This is a genomic window from Rhodococcus kronopolitis, assembly GCF_042654025.1.
Classification (GTDB): Bacteria; Actinomycetota; Actinomycetes; order Mycobacteriales; family Mycobacteriaceae; genus Rhodococcus_G; species Rhodococcus_G kronopolitis.
Window position 1 is genome coordinate 1 of sequence record NZ_JBHSFO010000003.1, and the last position, 14674, is coordinate 14674.

Genomic DNA, 14674 nt, shown 5'->3' on the forward strand with positions numbered 1-14674 from the left:
CACCGTTCCACCAGCCGGAACCGGCGAAACCTGCACATTCAACGTGACATCCGCACCCGCAACCGCCGAAACCGGACCCGTCACCACCGTGGTCGTCGCGACATCCGCCGGCGACACCGCAACCGCATGCGCCGCCGAGGTCGAGGTCAGGAACTCACCCGCACCGGAGTACACGGCCGTGATGCTCTGTGCACCCGCGGCCGCGAACTTCTGAGTGACCGAACCGTTGCCCTGAGCATCCAGGGTCACCGGAGAACCGAGATCTGCCGTGCCGTTCTTGAACTGGACGGCGCCGCCCGACGGAACCGGCGACACATTCACGTTCAACGTGACATCCGCACCGGCAACAGCCGAAACCGGACCCGTCACCACCGTGGTCGTCGCAACATCCGCCGGCGACACCGCAACCGCATGCGCCGCCGAGGTCGACGTCAGGAACTCACCGGCGCCCGAGTACACCGCGGTGACCTGACGATCACCCGCGACGAACTTCTGCGTGATGGAGCCCTTGCCCTGGGCATCGAGGGTGACCGGGCCACCGAGGTTGTCAGCGCCGTCCTTGAACTGCACCGTGCCACCGACCGGAACCGGCGAAACCTGAACGCCGAGAGTGACATCCGTACCCGCAACCGCGGAGGCCGGACCCGTCACCGACGTCGTCGTGGTGACGTTCGCCGGGGTCACCGGAATGTTGAGTGCACCCGAAGTCGACGGCTGGAACTCAGCATGTCCCGAGTACACCGCGGTGATGCTGCGAGCACCCGACGAGAACTGCTTCGTAATGGAGCCCTTGCCCTGGGCATCGAGGGTGACCGGGCCACCGAGGTTGTCAGCGCCGTCCTTGAACTGCACCGTGCCACCACTCGGAACCGGCGAAACCTGCACGCCGAGAGTGACGTCCGTACCCGCAACCGCGGAGGCCGGACCCGTCACCGCGGTCTGGGTCACGACGTCCGCCGGGGACACCGGCACGTTCTGCGCCGCCGAGACCGACTCGTTGGCCTTCGTAGTCCCCAGGAACTTCGCCGTCAGGCTGTGACCACCCGCGGCCGCAGGCGTCCATGCGAGCGCCGCCTTGCCGGCTGCCAGTGGGCCCTGGCCGACCTTGGTCGTGCCGTCGTAGAACTCGACGATGTTGCCGTCGACGCCGCCGGTCACCGTCGCGCTCAGCGGCACCGACTGGCCCACCTTCACGCCGCCGGGCACCGCCGCCAACGCCGTCGTCGAGACGTTCTTGCTCACCGTGACCGTCGGGCCCTTGTTCGGGTAGTTGCCCGCGCCGAGGTTTCCGGTGTAGTTCATCCAGGTCTGCAGCGCGACATCCCGGTCGCAGCCCGGGCCGACCTTGTAGGAGAAGTCGAACGTAACCGACGTCGGGTTGAGGACGGCGTTGATCTTCCAGCTGCCCGAGATCCGCGCGAAGTCCGCGGCCACAGTCTCGGGGGCCTTCGGCGTGCCGTCGACCTTGGCCGAGCCGTCCACGTAGGTCAAGCACGTCGGGTGGTAGTCGTTGATCGACTGGATGGTCTCGTTGGTGACGGTGCGCATGAACTTCGTCGAAGACGTGATGATCTCGCCCTCGGCCGGCGTCACGTTGCTGATGGTGCGGGTGTACTTGCTGCTGCCGTCAGACCAGTTCACCGACCCGGGAGCGGCATCCGCCATTCCGACGCCGGCGGTGACCGCGAACCCCGCCGCCACGGCGAATGCGCTCACACCACCGATCACCCGGCGGGTGTTTCCTACAGACATGGTTTCCTCTCCACAACGAAGCGGGGCAGCTGACCGCCGCCCCGCTCCCCGTCAGTTCTCGTCGACGCACGCAGTTGCAGCGAGATGGTGGCCACATGCGTCGAGTCGATCTGGAGTAGAGCACATCTTTGAACGTTCAATGGTGCTTTCGCGCACAAGCTGGACGATTGATCGGCAAATCACCGGCGATTGCCGACACCGCAGCACAAATGCCCCCGACCTGTACGTTCGCTAACATTCCGCCCCGGTGCGCAAACAAAAAAAGACGCCACCCGCAGCGCGGATGGCGTCCCGATGATCTGAAATTTGGTGGAGCTGAGGGGAATCGAACCCCTGACCTCTTCGATGCGAACGAAGCGCGCTACCAACTGCGCCACAGCCCCTAACCACGCTCCCGTAAGAGCGCTCGGCAACTGTAGCAGGAGCCCCGGCCAAGAAAAAAATCGGCCGGTCAACCACGGTTTCCGAGGCTCCCGCCGGCACTGCGAGCGCCGAGTGAACGGCACGTTCATTCGATCAGATCGAATGAACGCTTCCGTTCATTCGATGACGGACGGGGCGACGGACGGGATGGCGGTGGCGGTGGCGGTGGTGTGCAGGATGGTCTGCCCCTGCGGGGTCGCCCGCCACTGCGCGAACTCCTGCTCGAGCTCGAACTTGCCGCCGGGCTGACGGACCAGCGACCGGGTCTGCGCGTTGCCCGGATTCTCCAGCGACTCGAAGTACTCCACCGACCAGTGGAACCAGCGCATGCAGAACAGCCGCATGGTCAGCCCGTGGGTGACCACGAGCGTGTTCGGCGGGTACTCGGGCTTGGAAAGGTGCCGGTACAGCGTCTCCAGGAACGTGCTCACCCGGTCGAACACGTCCGCGCCGGACTCACCCTCGGCAAACCGGTAGAAGAAGTGACCGTAGGTGTCGCGCAGCGCGGTCTGCCGGGCGATCTCACGCGAGTCCTGGTAGTTGGCCCAGTCCTGTTCGCGCAGTCGCGGTTCCTCGATCCGCCGCTCGATCAGGTCGTCGATGCCGAGCGCCGCGAGAGTCTGGTGGGCGCGAAGGTAGGGCGAGACGTAGACGCAGACGGGACGGCCGCCGAACTGCTCACGCAGGCGCTCGCCGGCCTCGCGCGCCTGATCGACGCCGCGCGCGGTGAGCGGAATCCGGTAGTCCGGCACCCGCTCGTAGATCGAGGGATCGACGTTCGCCTCCGACTCTCCGTGCCGCAGCAGCACGATCCGCTCGGGCGCGGCGTCGGATGCGTCCACGGCTACTCCCCAGCGACTCTGCGCATCTCCTCGCGCGCATACTCCTCGCGCTCGTCCATGTCGTAGTAGTCGAGGTGGTCGAAGACCGGGTCGCCGTCGTCGATCTCAAGCACGACGGCACCCGGGCGCCGCAGCCGCTCCGGGATCAGTCGCAGCTCCTCGTCCTCGCGCGACTCGACGCCGAGCCGGGACCTGCCGAGCCGGGCGGTGCGCCGACGCCGGATCTCCTGTTCGATCTGCACCTGCCGACGCAGGTAGGCCAGGTACCCGACGGTGCCGGCGAACAGGGTCACGGCGACCCACCACATCATCGACGAGACGACGACCCCCATCGCCGCGGTCATGATCGTGGCGAGGATCAGGAACAGCAGGGCGCGCTGACGGAACGAGTACCGGACGGCACGGGCGAGGGCGTCGGCCTCGGGGTCGAATCCCCCGCGCCCACGACGCTGGGGCACGAACCCGCGAGGATCCTCCGACTCGTCGACGTCGTGTCCCGAGTCGGGGCCGTACCGCTCATCTCGGTACCGCTCGTCAGGAGTGGCGTCGGTTTCGGTGTGGGCGTCCATCCAGTCCTCCGCGTCCATGGGGCGGTTGGGGTCACTGACCCAGTTCGGGTCGCTCCGATGTCCGGCCGCGGGGCCACGCTTGTGCTGGCGAGCGAGTTGGTCGCGGTCAAGCACCCGCGTCGCGAGTGCCACGTCCGTGGTCTGCCGGATCCGGGGGCGACGCGTTACCTGCATGGGCAGCAGCACGAAGAGCCACATCACGACCAGCGCAATCCACACAAACGAACTCGGCATACCGGCGACCTCCCTCCAAGTCATCTACCAGCACTTTTGACCCAGTCGGTCATTTCAGGCTAGAGGTTCCGACGCAAAGTTCCCCGTAGACGCGCCGACCCAATTTCCTCTCTTGTCACATTAGTCACTACTGCCGCACGCTCGCACACCGGGTAGCGGAAAGTTAGCCAGATGGCGGCCGGGTCGAACCAGGCTCACCCCCAGGACGCCTTGCCCGCCCTGACCAGCCGGTCCGCGACCGTGCCCTCGACCTCCTCGACGGTCATCGCGACGAGCAGGTGATCACGCCAGTCGTGGTCCACGTCGAGGTAGCGCCGCAGCACGCCCTCCTCGCGGAAACCGACGTTGTGGAGCACGGCCCGGCTGGCCTCGTTCTCCGGCCGCACGGTGGCCTCGACGCGGTGCAGTCCGACCGGACCGAAGGCATGGTCCAGCGCGAGCGCGAGCGCCGCGGTCGCGACGCCACGCCCGCCGACCTCCCTGGTCACCCAGTAACCGATCCAGGCCGACCGCAGCGCCCCTCGGATGACGTTTCCGATCGAGATCTGGCCGCAGAACTTGCCGTCGAGTTCGATCACCATCGGCAGCATCCGGCCCTTGCGCGCCTCGGCGCGCAACGACGAGCACAGGCCCGGCCAGTTCCCGATGTGATGCCGGTCCGCCCAGCGACCCTCACCGGTCGGCTCCCACGGCCGCAGGTGGTCCTCGTCCCTGGTCCGGATCCGGCTCCAGGCGGCGGCGTCACGCAGCCGGATCGGCCGCACCGTCACCACGCCTGCACCCACCCGCAGTGGGCCGAGCTCCATCGGCCAGCCCGGATGGGCGGAGTACCGCCGCATCGGTGTCGCCACGCCCGTCAGCCCCGTTGTGCGAGGAAGGCCACTTCGACTTCGTCCCCGGTCTTGATCTCGGTGGTGTCGGGGTCGATCAGCACGAGGCAGTTCGCCTCGGCGAGGGTGGCCAAGAGGTGCGAGGACGCGCCCGGCGCACCGCCGAGCGCCTGCACCAGGTACTCGCCGGTGGACTCGTCCCGCATCAGCTGCCCGCGCAGGAATCCCTTGCGATTGGCGATCGACGTGATCGGCGAGACGGTCCGGGCGTTGACGATCCGGCGCATCGGCTGCCGACGGCCGAGGGCGATCCGGATCAGCGGCCGCACCATCACCTCGAACACCACCAGCGCACTGACCGGGTTCGACGGCAGCAGGAAGGTCGGCACCTCGTCGCGGCCGAGCTGACCGAAGCCCTGAACCGACCCCGGGTGCATCGCCACTCGCCCGACCTCGAGGTCGCCGAGTTCGCTCAGGGCCGCGCGGACCTGGTCCGAGGCTCCCCCGCCGACCGCGCCGGCGATGACGACGATCTCGGAGCGGATCAGCTGCCCCTCGACCACCTCGCGCAGCCGCCCGGGATCGGTACCGGCGATGCCGACGCGATTCACGTCGGCGCCTGCGTCGCGGGCGGCGGCGGCCAGCGCATAGGAGTTCACGTCGTAGACCTGGCCGGGCCCGGGGGTGCGGTCGACGTCGACCAGCTCGCCGCCGACCGAGATCACCGACAGCCGGGGACGCGGATGCACCAGCACCTTGTCGCGTCCGACCGCCGCCAGCAGCCCGACCTGGGCCGCGCCGATGATCGTGCCCGCCCGGACCGCGACGTCGCCGGGCTGGACGTCGTCACCGATCCTGCGGACGTAGTCGCCGGAACGCACCGGCGCCAGCACCTTGACGCGATGGCGTCCGCCGTCGGTGCGGTCGAGCGGCAGCACCGCGTCCGCGAGGGTGGGCATCGGCGCGCCGGTGTCGACCCGGACGGCCTGCCGGGGCTGCAGCCGCGTCGGCTGACGCGATCCGGCCGACACCTCGCCGACCACCGGCAGGGTGAGCTCGACTGGCTCGCCGTCCTCGCCACGGAGGTCGGTGCCCGCGGTCGCGACGTCGACGCCGCGCACCGCGTAGCCGTCGATCGCGGCCTGGTCGAATCCCGGGAGCGGCCGCTCGGTGACCACCTCCTCCGCGCAGAGCAACCCCTGCGCCTCGGAGATGGCTACGCGCACGGGCCGTGGCGCGACCGCAGCGGCCGTCACCCGGGTCTGCTGCTCCTCGACCGACCGCATGTAGTCACTGCCTACCGACCCCACTACTGTCCCGTCTGCCGCAATCTCTGTTCGAGCCACTCGCGCAACGACGGCCCGTACTCTTCGCTGTCCAGCGCAAAGTCAACCGCAGCGCGCAGGTAACCTCCGGGATTTCCGAGGTCGTGTCTCGAACCGCGGTGCACCACCACGTGCACGGGGTGCCCCTCCGAGATGAGCAACGCGATCGCGTCGGTCAGCTGCAGCTCGCCGCCCTGCCCGGGGCTGATCCTGCGCAACGCGTCGAAGATCGCCCGGTCCAGGAGGTAGCGGCCGGCCGCGGCGAAGGTGGACGGGGCGTCCTCGACCTTCGGCTTCTCGACCATCCCGGTCACCCGCAGCACGTCGGGGTTGACCGCGTCGGGGACCTCCTCGACCTCGAAGACGCCGTACGCACTGACCTGGTCCTTGGGCACGTCGATGGCGCACAGCACGCTGCCGCCTCGCTTGGCGCGCACCCGGGCCATCACGTCGAGCACGCCACGCGGCATCACCAGGTCGTCCGGCAGGAGCACGGCGATCGCGTCCTCGTCGTCGTCGAGCACGGACTCGACGCAGGACACCGCATGACCGAGTCCGAGCGGCTCGTCCTGCACCACCGACTCGACCTCGAGCAGACCCTGCGCCTTGCGCACCTTCTCGAGCAGGTGGGACTTGCCGCTCGCCATCAGCTTGCTCTCGAGCACCAGGTCCTCGACGAAGTGCGCGACGACGCCGTCCTTGCCCTCCGAGGTGATGATGACCAGGCGCGATGCGCCCGAGTCCGCGGCCTCGCCCGCGACCAGCTCGATACCCGGCGTGTCCACGACCGGGAGCAGCTCCTTCGGGACCGTCTTGGTTGCGGGCAGGAACCTGGTCCCCAGGCCTGCCGCCGGCACTACCGCCGTGCGGAACTGCCTATTCTTGTTGGTCCCAGCCTCTGTCATGTCCACACCCTATCTATCCGGTACGTGCGCACGAGATCCTAGGGTTGTCAGTCATGAGTCGACTGACCCGGGCACCGAGGTACGACCGGTGACCGCACCGCAGCACCGCACCAAGAACGAATGGCGCGAACGGATCCTCGCCGAGCGCCGGGCGGTCGACGCCGTCGTCCGCGCGGCCGAGGCCCTGGCGGTGACCGAGACGGCCCTGGCCCTGGCCGGGTCGGGCACCGTCTGCGCCTTCGTCCCGGTCGGCACCGAACCGGGCTCGACGGAGCTGCTGGTGTCACTGCGCGCCGCGGGCGTGCGGGTGCTGCTGCCCGTCGCCCGGGAGCCCGGGCCCCTGCACTGGGCCACCTTCGAATCGCTGGAGACACTGGTACCGGCGCGTTTCGGGTTGCGCGAGCCGGCCCCGCCACACCTGCCCCCGCGGGCGGTGGCGGACGCCGCGGTGGTCCTGGTGCCTGCTCTGGCCGTGGACCGACGGGGTGTCCGACTCGGGCGCGGCGCCGGGTTCTACGACCGAACCCTGTCCCTCGCGGGCCCGAACGCCAAGCTGGTCGCGGTGGTGCGCGACACCGAGCTTGTCGACGTCCTGCCCGAGGACCCCCACGACGTCCGGATGGGCTGGGCGCTCACCCCGGGCGGCGGGCTGCAGCAACTCGGGCGCCCGTCCTGACCCCGGCGACTGTGATGGAATAGGCAGCTGACTAGTGGCGTTGGCACTCCTGACTGTAAAGTGCCAATGCCCGCGGTAGCACTACCTCGGGCCTGTGTACCCCGTTGCGGAGGAACCTTCAGTGCCTACCTACTCCTATGCCTGCACCGAGTGCAGCAACCGGTTCGACATCGTCCAGTCCTTCACCGAGGACAGCCTGACGGTGTGCTCGGAATGCTCCGGCAAGCTGCGCAAGCTCTTCAACTCGGTGGGCATCGTGTTCAAGGGCAGCGGCTTCTACCGCACCGACAGCCGCGGCGGCTCCAGCACCGCGAGCGAGCCCGCCGCCAAGTCGGACGCCTCGGCGACCAAGTCGGAATCCAAGCCGGCCGCCGCCCCCGCAGCCGCCCCGACCGCAGCCGCAGCCAGCTAGTTCCCGGTTTTCCACAGCCACCGAGTTTCGTCCACAGGAGGGGTTCGGCGGCGCATTCCGCGACGTCGCCGCCCGTAGCGTGAGTCCATGGACCGCGCCACCGAGAGCCCCCGCGCATCGCTGAGCCCCACCCTGTCCGACCGGCTCACCGCGCTGACCCGGCCCGGCCGGGCGCGCGTCACCCTGGCCCGGCGGGTGACCGCCGCCGCACTCACCGCACTCGCGGCGGTCCTCCTGGTCCGGGGCGACCGGGACGGCGACACGGTACCGGTAGTCACCGCCGCCCGGGACCTGGCGCCCGGCGCGGTGCTGCGCCCCGAGGACCTGAGGCTGACCCCGCTACGCACCGACGCGGTGCCGAACGGCGTAGTCCGTCGAATCGACGAGGCAACCGGCCGCACGCTGGCCGGGCCTGCGCGCGCCGGCGAACCGCTCACCGACGTCCGCGTACTCGGTCCACGGCTGGCGGGCGCCGCCGCCGGAGTGCCCGACGCCCGGGTCGTCCCCATCCGCCTCGCCGACCCGGAGGTCACCGACCTGCTGCGCGAGGGCGATCGGGTGGACGTGCTCGCCCTGGCCGGCGACCGGTCGCCGGACGCCCGGGTGCTGGCCACCGACGCCGCCGTCGTCCTGGTCTCCCCCCAGGATTCCGGTCGCACCGTCCGGGAACGGGTGGTGCTGCTGGCGTTGCCCGCGGACACGGCCGCCGCGGTGGCGGCGGCATCGCTGTCCGACGCGCTCACGGTCACATTCCACTGATCCACCGCGTGTCCTCCTTCGCTCCCGTCCCCCGAATACCTAGCGTGGGAAACACCCACTCAGGCAGATCCTGCAGTCGAAAACGAAATCGGAGAAACACATGCTCAAGGGCTTCAAGGACTTCCTGCTCCGCGGGAACGTGCTCGACCTCGCGGTCGCAGTCGTGGTCGGCGCGGCGTTCACCGCCATCGTTACGGCGTTCACCTCGAACATCGTGGACCCGCTCATCGCGTCGTTCGGCGGCGCGAACGAGATGGGCTTCGGGTTCCAGATCACCGACAACCCCGAGACCTTCGTCAACATCGGCGCGGTGCTCACCGCCGCGATCAACTTCGTGATCATCGCGGCCGTCGTGTACTTCATCCTGATCGTGCCGTACACCCACGCCAAGAAGCGGTTCACCGTCGCGGAGGAGGCGGCCCTGACCGACGTCGACCTGCTCACCGAGATCCGGGACCTGCTCGCGGGCGAGGCGGACCGGCAGCCCAGCTGACAACCGCCGGCACGACACTGGGCCCGTACCGAATTCGGTACGGGCCCAGTTTCATGTCACAGCCACTGGCGGGCAGGGGCACCCGGTTTTGTCACCCGTGATGCGGAGGCACCTGACTGCGCAGCCACTCGTCGGCCGAGCCGTCCCGGGGATCCGGCCCGTCCGCGCGCTCGTCACGGGTCAGATCCGGCAGCACGTCCCCGAAGATCCGCTCCAGCCGGGCGCGGTCGACCGGGCCCTTGCCGGCATGCGCCGTACCGGGGGGCGACTGTTCGGCCTTGTCGCTGATGACCTACTCCTCGATCCAGGAGAGTTGGCCGATCACGTGACCGGCGAGCGGGGTGAGCGTGGCCATCCCGTCGCGCAGGGCCGCCCTCGAGGAGGCCAGGTTCACCACCAGGGTGCTGCCGGAGACCCCGACCAGTCCGCGGGACAGGCCCGCGTCGATCGCGCCTGCCGCCAACCCGGACGCCCGCAGCGCCTCGCCGATTCCCGGGATCTCCCGGTCCAGGACCGCGGCGGTCGCGTCGGGCGTCACGTCCCGCGGCGAGACGCCGGTGCCACCGACCGAGATGACCAGGTCGACGCCGCCGATCACCGCGGTGTTCAGCGCGTTACGGATCTCGACCTCGTCCGCGGCGACCGCGATCGTCGCGTCGACGAGGAAGCCCGCCTCGGTGAGGAGCTCGGTGACCAGCGGCCCGGTTGCGTCGACACCGTCGCCGTGTGCGGTTCGGTCGTCGACAATCACCACGAGCGCGCGGCCGGACAGCGAGGATTCGATTTCCATGATCCCTACGGTAGTGCCCGGCGGGTTCCGGTACCCGCCCTGGCGGTAATTCATCAGCGGCCGCCCTGGGTCGGCGCGGTGCCGAGGGTGGCCTCGACGGTCTTCTCGTTGCCGCCGTTGGCGTCGGTGTAGGTGATCGACACCTTCTCGCCCGGCGCGTGCGAGCGAATCGCCGCGATCAACGCATCGCCGCTGTCGATGACCCGGTCGTCGACCTTGGTGATCACCACGCCCTTCGGGATCCCGGCCTTGTCGGCGGGGCCGCCCGGGGTGACGTCCTGGACGCCGGCGCCCTGCGTGGCGTCCCGCGAGGACACCGTGACGCCGACGATCGCCTGGGTGGCCTTGCCGGTCGTGGTCAGCTCGTCGGCAATGCGTCGGGCCTGGTCCACCGGGATCGCGAAGCCCAGTCCGATCGACCCGGCCGTCTCGCCGGTCGCGGCGCCGCCGAGGGAGGCAATCGCGGTGTTGATGCCGATCAGCTTGCCCTCCATGTCGACCAGCGCGCCGCCGGAGTTGCCCGGGTTGATCGCCGCGTCCGTCTGGATGGCGTCGATGACCGTGTTCTGGTTGCCGGACTCGCCGCTGGTGGACACCGGACGGTTGAGGGCCGAGACAATGCCGCTGGTGACGGTCCCGGCCAGGCCGAGCGGCGAACCGATCGCCACCACCGACTGGCCGACCTGCAGGCCCGCCGAGTTGCCCAACTCGACCGGGGTCAGGTCGGTCTTGCCTTCCGCCTTGATCACGGCGACGTCCGAGGTGGGGTCGGTGCCGACCAGCTTGGCGGTCGCGCGGGTGCCGTCGGAGAACGCGACGGTCAGCTTGCCGTCCGGCCCGGCGCCGGCGATGACGTGGTTGTTGGTCAGGATCAGCCCGTCCGAGGAGAGCACGACACCGGATCCCTCGCCCTCGGCGCGGGCACCGACGACCTGGATCTGCACCACGCTCGGCAGCACCTTGGACGCGACCGACTGCACCGAGCCTGCCGGTGCGTTCGCGGTCGGGGTGGCGTTGGTCCGCACCTGGTCGAGCGCGTTGGTCACCCCAGCACCGCCGTTGTCGTTCTGCGTCGACATGGCACCGACGGCGCCGCCGATGCCGCCGCTGACCAGCGCCAGCGCGATGGCGCCGGCAACGAGCGCGGACCGTCCGGACTTCGGCTTGGCCGGGCCGGGGGTGCCGACGGACGTCGGTGCCGCGTTCGGGACGGAACCGGCGTGGGAGGCGCCCATCGCGGTGGTGCTGCCTGCGGTGGGGAACTGCTCGGTGGGCCGGTAGCCCTGCTGCTGGTAGGCGCCGTAGGCGGGCTGACCGTAGCCCTGCTGGGGGTAACCCGGGTATTGCGGCTGCTGCGCGGCGGGCTGCTGCACGGTCGGCTGCTGCGCGGCGGGCTGCTGCACGGTCGGCTGGTTGGGGTCCTGATGGGACGGCTGCGGGGACCAGTCGGAATCCTGGCCCTGGTTGTGCTCGCTGTTGCGGTCGTCGCTCATTCTGTCGTCTTCCGTTCTCCCCTGCCGCTCCCTCGTGAGGCGCGACTGCGATTCGATCTCGTTGTCCTCCAGCCAACACCGACGGCCTGAGAGGCGACTGAGATCGGCCTGTCAGTTTCCCTAGTTTTCGCCCGGCACCGTCAGCACCCGTCGACGCCCGGCTCGAAGTCGGCCGTACCCGGTAGCACGATGGTAACCAGCGCACCGCCACGGTCGGACTCACCGATCTCCACCGTGCCCCCGTGCTTGACGATCATCTGCCGGACGATCGCCAGGCCCAGTCCGGATCCCGGCATGGACCGCGCATCGGTCGAACGGTAGAACCGCTCGAACACCAGCTGCCGGTCCTCCACGGGGATCCCGGGCCCCGCGTCGGCGACGGTCAGCGCGAGGTGGCCGTCGTCGAGCTGACGCATCCGCACCCGGACCGCCTGTCCCGGCGGACTCCACTTCGCGGCGTTGTCGAGCACGTTGAGCACCGCGCGCGCCAGACCCGCGCCGTCGCCGTACACGAACCACGGGGTGGTCTCCGCCTCGAAGTCCACCTCGTTGCGGCGCCTGCGGACCCGCTCGAGCGAGCGCTCGACGGTGTCGCACAGGTCGACCCGCTCGTGCACCGTCTCCGGAGCATCCTCCCGAGCCAGGTCCACCAGGTCCCCGACGAGGGTGGAGAGCTCCTCGATCTGCGCGATCACGTCGGTGCGCAGTTCCGCCATGTCCTCGTCCGGGATGCGCGGGGCACCGGGACGGCCGGACGCGATGAGTAGCTCCATGTTGGTGCGCAACGAGGTCAGCGGCGTCCGCAGCTCGTGCCCGGCGTCCGCGACGAGTCGCGTCTGCCGGTCCCGTGACTCCGCGAGCGCGCGCAGCATCATGTTGAACGAGACCGTCAGTCGAGCCAGTTCGTCGTTGCCGGTCACCGGGATCGGGGTGAGGTCGTCGGTGCGCGCCACCCGCTCGGTGGCCTCGGTGAGCCGGGCGATCGGACGCAACCCGGTGCGTCCCACCGCCATTCCCGCGCCGGCCGCCAGCACCACGCCCACACCACCGACGAAGAACAGCACCCACGCCAGCCGGTCGAGCACCTTCTCGGTCGGCGCCAGCCGCTGCGCGATCACCAGCGTGCTGCCGATGTTCGTCTTCTGCGTCAGCACCCGCTGCCCACCGATGGTGCGCAGCGACGAGGTGTGTTCGCCCCGCGCGACGGCCATCTCGGCGTCACCGATCGGCGTGTTCGACCCGGCCGGCATGTACACGGTCATGTCCGGGAAGATCAGGGCCACGCTGATGTCCTGCGAGTAGACGGTGGCCACCGAGATCTGACGGAAGTCGAAGGCGTCGAGGTTGTTGTCGATCAGCGAGGCCGAGCGATCCCGCAGTTGCGAGTCGACGTCCGCGTACAGCGCCCGCGCGACCACCGCATAGGCGGCAATCGCCATGACCGCCACCGCAATTGCCACCACGGAGGCGGCCAGCAGCGTGACCCGCCAGCGCAGCGACACCGATCGGGTCAGCTGCATCGGCGGGCGCATGGGTTCCGGCGCGACCACCGGGACGGGACCGGAGGAGGGCGCGGCCGTCACGGCGGCGTCTCGCGAAGCACGTAGCCGACGCCGCGGACGGTGTGCAGCAGCCGGGACTCACCAGCCGCCTCGGTCTTGCGGCGCAGGTACCCCACGTACACCTCGAGCGCGTTTCCGGAGGTCGGGAAGTCGTACCCCCAGACCTCCTCCAGGATGCGACTGCGGGTCAGTACCCGGCGCGGGTTCGCCATCAGCATCTCGAGCAACGAGAACTCGGTGCGGGTCAGGCTGATCGAGCGGCCACCGCGAGTCACCTCTCGGGTCACCGGGTCGAGGGTCAGGTCCTCGAACGTCATCGCCTCCGAGTCCTCACCGACCTCGGGCACCGCCCGGCGCAGCAGCGCGCGAAGCCGGGCCAGCAACTCCTCCAGGGCGAAGGGCTTGGGCAGGTAGTCGTCGGCACCCGCGTCGAGTCCGGCCACCCGCTCCGAGACCGAGTCGCGGGCGGTGAGCACCAGGATCGGCAGGTCGTCGCCCGCGCTGCGCAGCCGCCTGCACACCTCGAGTCCGTCCAGCCGCGGCATCATGACGTCCAGGACGACGGCGTCCGGTCGTGAGGCGGCGATCTTCTCCAGCGCGTCGAGTCCGTCGACCGCCATCTCGGCGGTGTACCCGTTGAAGGTGAGGGATCGACGCAGGGACTCCCGCACGGCTCGGTCGTCGTCGACCACCAGTATGCGCATGCTCATAGTTTGAACCTATGAACTGAGATATGGCTGAGAGGTCGCTGAGCCGTGTCGTTCAATCCTGCACCAGCCGCGGTCCCGGCAACTGCCAGTGCCGCCACAGCGCGAGCAACCGGATCGCGGCGGCCAGCGTTGTGCCCAGCACCAGCCCGACGTCGACGGACAGCCCCAGCGTCGAGCACGCCACCACCACCGCCGACCCGATCAGCGCCGGTATTGCGTAGAGGTCGCGGTGCAGCAGCAACGGCATCTCGTTGACGAGCACGTCCCGGAGCAGGCCGCCTCCGATCGCGGTGGTCGCGCCGATCAGGCAGGCGGCCTGCCCGCTGGCACCGACCGAGAGGGCGACGGCGGCACCGCTGCTGGCGAACAGGCCCATGCCGATCGCGTCGAGGACCAGGATCTCGCGCCGCAACCGCCGCACGGCCGAGTGCAGGAAGAACACCAGCAGGGAGGTGAGCGACGCGACGGTCAGGAACTTCCAGGTGTTCAGCGACGTCGGCGGGACGATGCCGAGCAGCACATCCCGGATCACGCCGCCGCCGATCGCGGTGATCACCCCGATCAGGCACACCCCGAACAGGTCCAGACGCTTGCTGACCGCGACCAGCGCACCGGAGGCGGCGAAGGCCACCAGTCCGACCAGTTCGACCACGTCCAGCAGCACCGCTCCAGGGTGCCACGCAGTGGTGCCGGACACCGGGTCACCACCGGCGTCCGCACTGCAGCGTCAGCCACGCGGCGCGAGTCCGGTAGGATTGCGAAATCGTGACGCTGCGGACGGACGTCCGCGAGGTCACCTGCGAATTTTTCGGGCCTGTTCCGCGTGCGCGTACGCGGGACATCCCATCGTGGGGAACTGTCCGGCGTCCGCAGTCCAGCTGGTAACACTCGATCGGTAA

General features: G+C 69.6%; 16 protein-coding genes, 1 tRNA gene and 1 pseudogene. 5 read left to right on the forward strand and 13 right to left on the reverse strand.

Annotation, left to right across the window (positions count from 1 at the left end; genetic code table 11):
* From ACFO6S_RS06520 to ACFO6S_RS06550, 7 genes are all read right to left on the reverse strand, one after another.
* Nucleotides 1-1752, reverse strand: a 1752-nt coding sequence (locus ACFO6S_RS06520; RefSeq protein ID WP_378415267.1) for an Ig-like domain-containing protein, incomplete at its 3' end; no start/stop codon positions are given.
* A 307-nt stretch (nt 1753-2059) separates the two neighbouring features.
* Nucleotides 2060-2135 (reverse strand) — tRNA-Ala (locus ACFO6S_RS06525).
* Nucleotides 2136-2291: 156 nt separating this feature from the next.
* Nucleotides 2292-3017: a phosphoglycerate mutase family protein gene (locus ACFO6S_RS06530; protein WP_378415269.1), complete on the reverse strand. Its 726-nt coding sequence runs from the start codon at nt 3015-3017 to the stop codon at nt 2292-2294.
* Nucleotides 3018-3019: 2 nt separating this feature from the next.
* The gene (gene sepX, locus ACFO6S_RS06535; RefSeq protein ID WP_378415271.1) at nt 3020-3820 is read right to left on the reverse strand and encodes a divisome protein SepX/GlpR; all 801 of its coding nucleotides are present in this window, start codon (nt 3818-3820) and stop codon (nt 3020-3022) included.
* A 194-nt stretch (nt 3821-4014) separates the two neighbouring features.
* On the reverse strand, nt 4015-4659 hold the full coding sequence (locus tag ACFO6S_RS06540; protein WP_378416088.1) for a GNAT family N-acetyltransferase: 645 nt from the start codon (nt 4657-4659) through the stop codon (nt 4015-4017).
* A gap of 17 nt (nt 4660-4676) precedes the next feature.
* Nucleotides 4677-5936 carry a molybdotransferase-like divisome protein Glp gene (gene glp, locus ACFO6S_RS06545; protein ID WP_378415273.1) on the reverse strand — a complete coding sequence of 420 codons (1260 nt, stop codon included), beginning with the start codon at nt 5934-5936 and terminating at the stop codon, nt 4677-4679.
* A 23-nt stretch (nt 5937-5959) separates the two neighbouring features.
* The gene (locus ACFO6S_RS06550) at nt 5960-6880 is read right to left on the reverse strand and encodes a UTP--glucose-1-phosphate uridylyltransferase (protein WP_378415275.1); all 921 of its coding nucleotides are present in this window, start codon (nt 6878-6880) and stop codon (nt 5960-5962) included.
* An 88-nt stretch (nt 6881-6968) separates the two neighbouring features.
* Between ACFO6S_RS06550 and ACFO6S_RS06555 the strand changes: the two genes are divergently transcribed.
* The 4 genes from ACFO6S_RS06555 to mscL all read left to right on the forward strand — a co-directional run bounded on the left by ACFO6S_RS06555 (nt 6969) and on the right by mscL (nt 9220).
* Nucleotides 6969-7556 carry a 5-formyltetrahydrofolate cyclo-ligase gene (locus ACFO6S_RS06555; protein WP_378415276.1) on the forward strand — a complete coding sequence of 196 codons (588 nt, stop codon included), beginning with the start codon at nt 6969-6971 and terminating at the stop codon, nt 7554-7556.
* A 121-nt stretch (nt 7557-7677) separates the two neighbouring features.
* Complete coding sequence (locus ACFO6S_RS06560) at nt 7678-7968, forward strand: FmdB family zinc ribbon protein (RefSeq protein WP_378415278.1); 291 nt, start codon at nt 7678-7680, stop codon at nt 7966-7968.
* An 87-nt stretch (nt 7969-8055) separates the two neighbouring features.
* Nucleotides 8056-8727 carry an SAF domain-containing protein gene (locus ACFO6S_RS06565; protein ID WP_378415280.1) on the forward strand — a complete coding sequence of 224 codons (672 nt, stop codon included), beginning with the start codon at nt 8056-8058 and terminating at the stop codon, nt 8725-8727.
* A 100-nt stretch (nt 8728-8827) separates the two neighbouring features.
* Complete coding sequence (gene mscL, locus ACFO6S_RS06570) at nt 8828-9220, forward strand: large conductance mechanosensitive channel protein MscL (RefSeq protein ID WP_378415282.1); 393 nt, start codon at nt 8828-8830, stop codon at nt 9218-9220.
* Between the two features lie 91 nt (nt 9221-9311).
* On the opposite strand, the gene ACFO6S_RS06575 is transcribed toward mscL, so the two are convergent.
* The 6 genes from ACFO6S_RS06575 to ACFO6S_RS06600 form a co-directional block, all read right to left on the reverse strand.
* Nucleotides 9312-9509: a hypothetical protein gene (locus ACFO6S_RS06575; RefSeq protein ID WP_378416089.1), complete on the reverse strand. Its 198-nt coding sequence runs from the start codon at nt 9507-9509 to the stop codon at nt 9312-9314.
* Nucleotides 9510-9512: 3 nt separating this feature from the next.
* Entirely contained in the window at nt 9513-10010 is a 498-nt protein-coding gene (locus ACFO6S_RS06580) for a MogA/MoaB family molybdenum cofactor biosynthesis protein (protein WP_378415284.1), read from the reverse strand.
* A 53-nt stretch (nt 10011-10063) separates the two neighbouring features.
* The gene (locus ACFO6S_RS06585; RefSeq protein WP_378415286.1) at nt 10064-11503 is read right to left on the reverse strand and encodes a S1C family serine protease; all 1440 of its coding nucleotides are present in this window, start codon (nt 11501-11503) and stop codon (nt 10064-10066) included.
* A 140-nt stretch (nt 11504-11643) separates the two neighbouring features.
* Entirely contained in the window at nt 11644-13035 is a 1392-nt protein-coding gene (locus tag ACFO6S_RS06590) for an ATP-binding protein (RefSeq protein WP_378416091.1), read from the reverse strand.
* Between the two features lie 47 nt (nt 13036-13082).
* On the reverse strand, nt 13083-13775 hold the full coding sequence (locus tag ACFO6S_RS06595) for a response regulator transcription factor (protein ID WP_378415287.1): 693 nt from the start codon (nt 13773-13775) through the stop codon (nt 13083-13085).
* Nucleotides 13776-13827: 52 nt separating this feature from the next.
* Complete coding sequence (locus ACFO6S_RS06600) at nt 13828-14439, reverse strand: trimeric intracellular cation channel family protein (RefSeq protein ID WP_378415290.1); 612 nt, start codon at nt 14437-14439, stop codon at nt 13828-13830.
* Here ACFO6S_RS06600 and ACFO6S_RS06605 point away from each other — a divergent pair.
* A pseudogene (locus tag ACFO6S_RS06605) lies at nt 14336-14646 on the forward strand (uS14 family ribosomal protein); the annotation flags it as partial. The gene ACFO6S_RS06600 and the pseudogene ACFO6S_RS06605 sit on opposite strands and share 104 nt — an antisense overlap.
* Nucleotides 14647-14674 lie beyond the last annotated feature (28 nt).

Coding starts and splice junctions, on each gene's coding strand:
- sepX (WP_378415271.1), bottom strand. CDS start 3,820: ATGCCGAGTTCGTTTGTGTGGATTGCGCTGGTCGTGATGTGGCTCTTC.
- ACFO6S_RS06540 (WP_378416088.1), bottom strand. CDS start 4,659: ATGCGGCGGTACTCCGCCCATCCGGGCTGGCCGATGGAGCTCGGCCCA.
- glp (WP_378415273.1), bottom strand. CDS start 5,936: ATGCGGTCGGTCGAGGAGCAGCAGACCCGGGTGACGGCCGCTGCGGTC.
- ACFO6S_RS06550 (WP_378415275.1), bottom strand. CDS start 6,880: ATGACAGAGGCTGGGACCAACAAGAATAGGCAGTTCCGCACGGCGGTA.
- ACFO6S_RS06565 (WP_378415280.1), top strand. CDS start 8,056: ATGGACCGCGCCACCGAGAGCCCCCGCGCATCGCTGAGCCCCACCCTG.
- mscL (WP_378415282.1), top strand. CDS start 8,828: ATGCTCAAGGGCTTCAAGGACTTCCTGCTCCGCGGGAACGTGCTCGAC.
- ACFO6S_RS06580 (WP_378415284.1), bottom strand. CDS start 10,010: ATGGAAATCGAATCCTCGCTGTCCGGCCGCGCGCTCGTGGTGATTGTC.
- ACFO6S_RS06585 (WP_378415286.1), bottom strand. CDS start 11,503: ATGAGCGACGACCGCAACAGCGAGCACAACCAGGGCCAGGATTCCGAC.
- ACFO6S_RS06590 (WP_378416091.1), bottom strand. CDS start 13,035: ATGCGCCCGCCGATGCAGCTGACCCGATCGGTGTCGCTGCGCTGGCGG.
- ACFO6S_RS06595 (WP_378415287.1), bottom strand. CDS start 13,775: ATGAGCATGCGCATACTGGTGGTCGACGACGACCGAGCCGTGCGGGAG.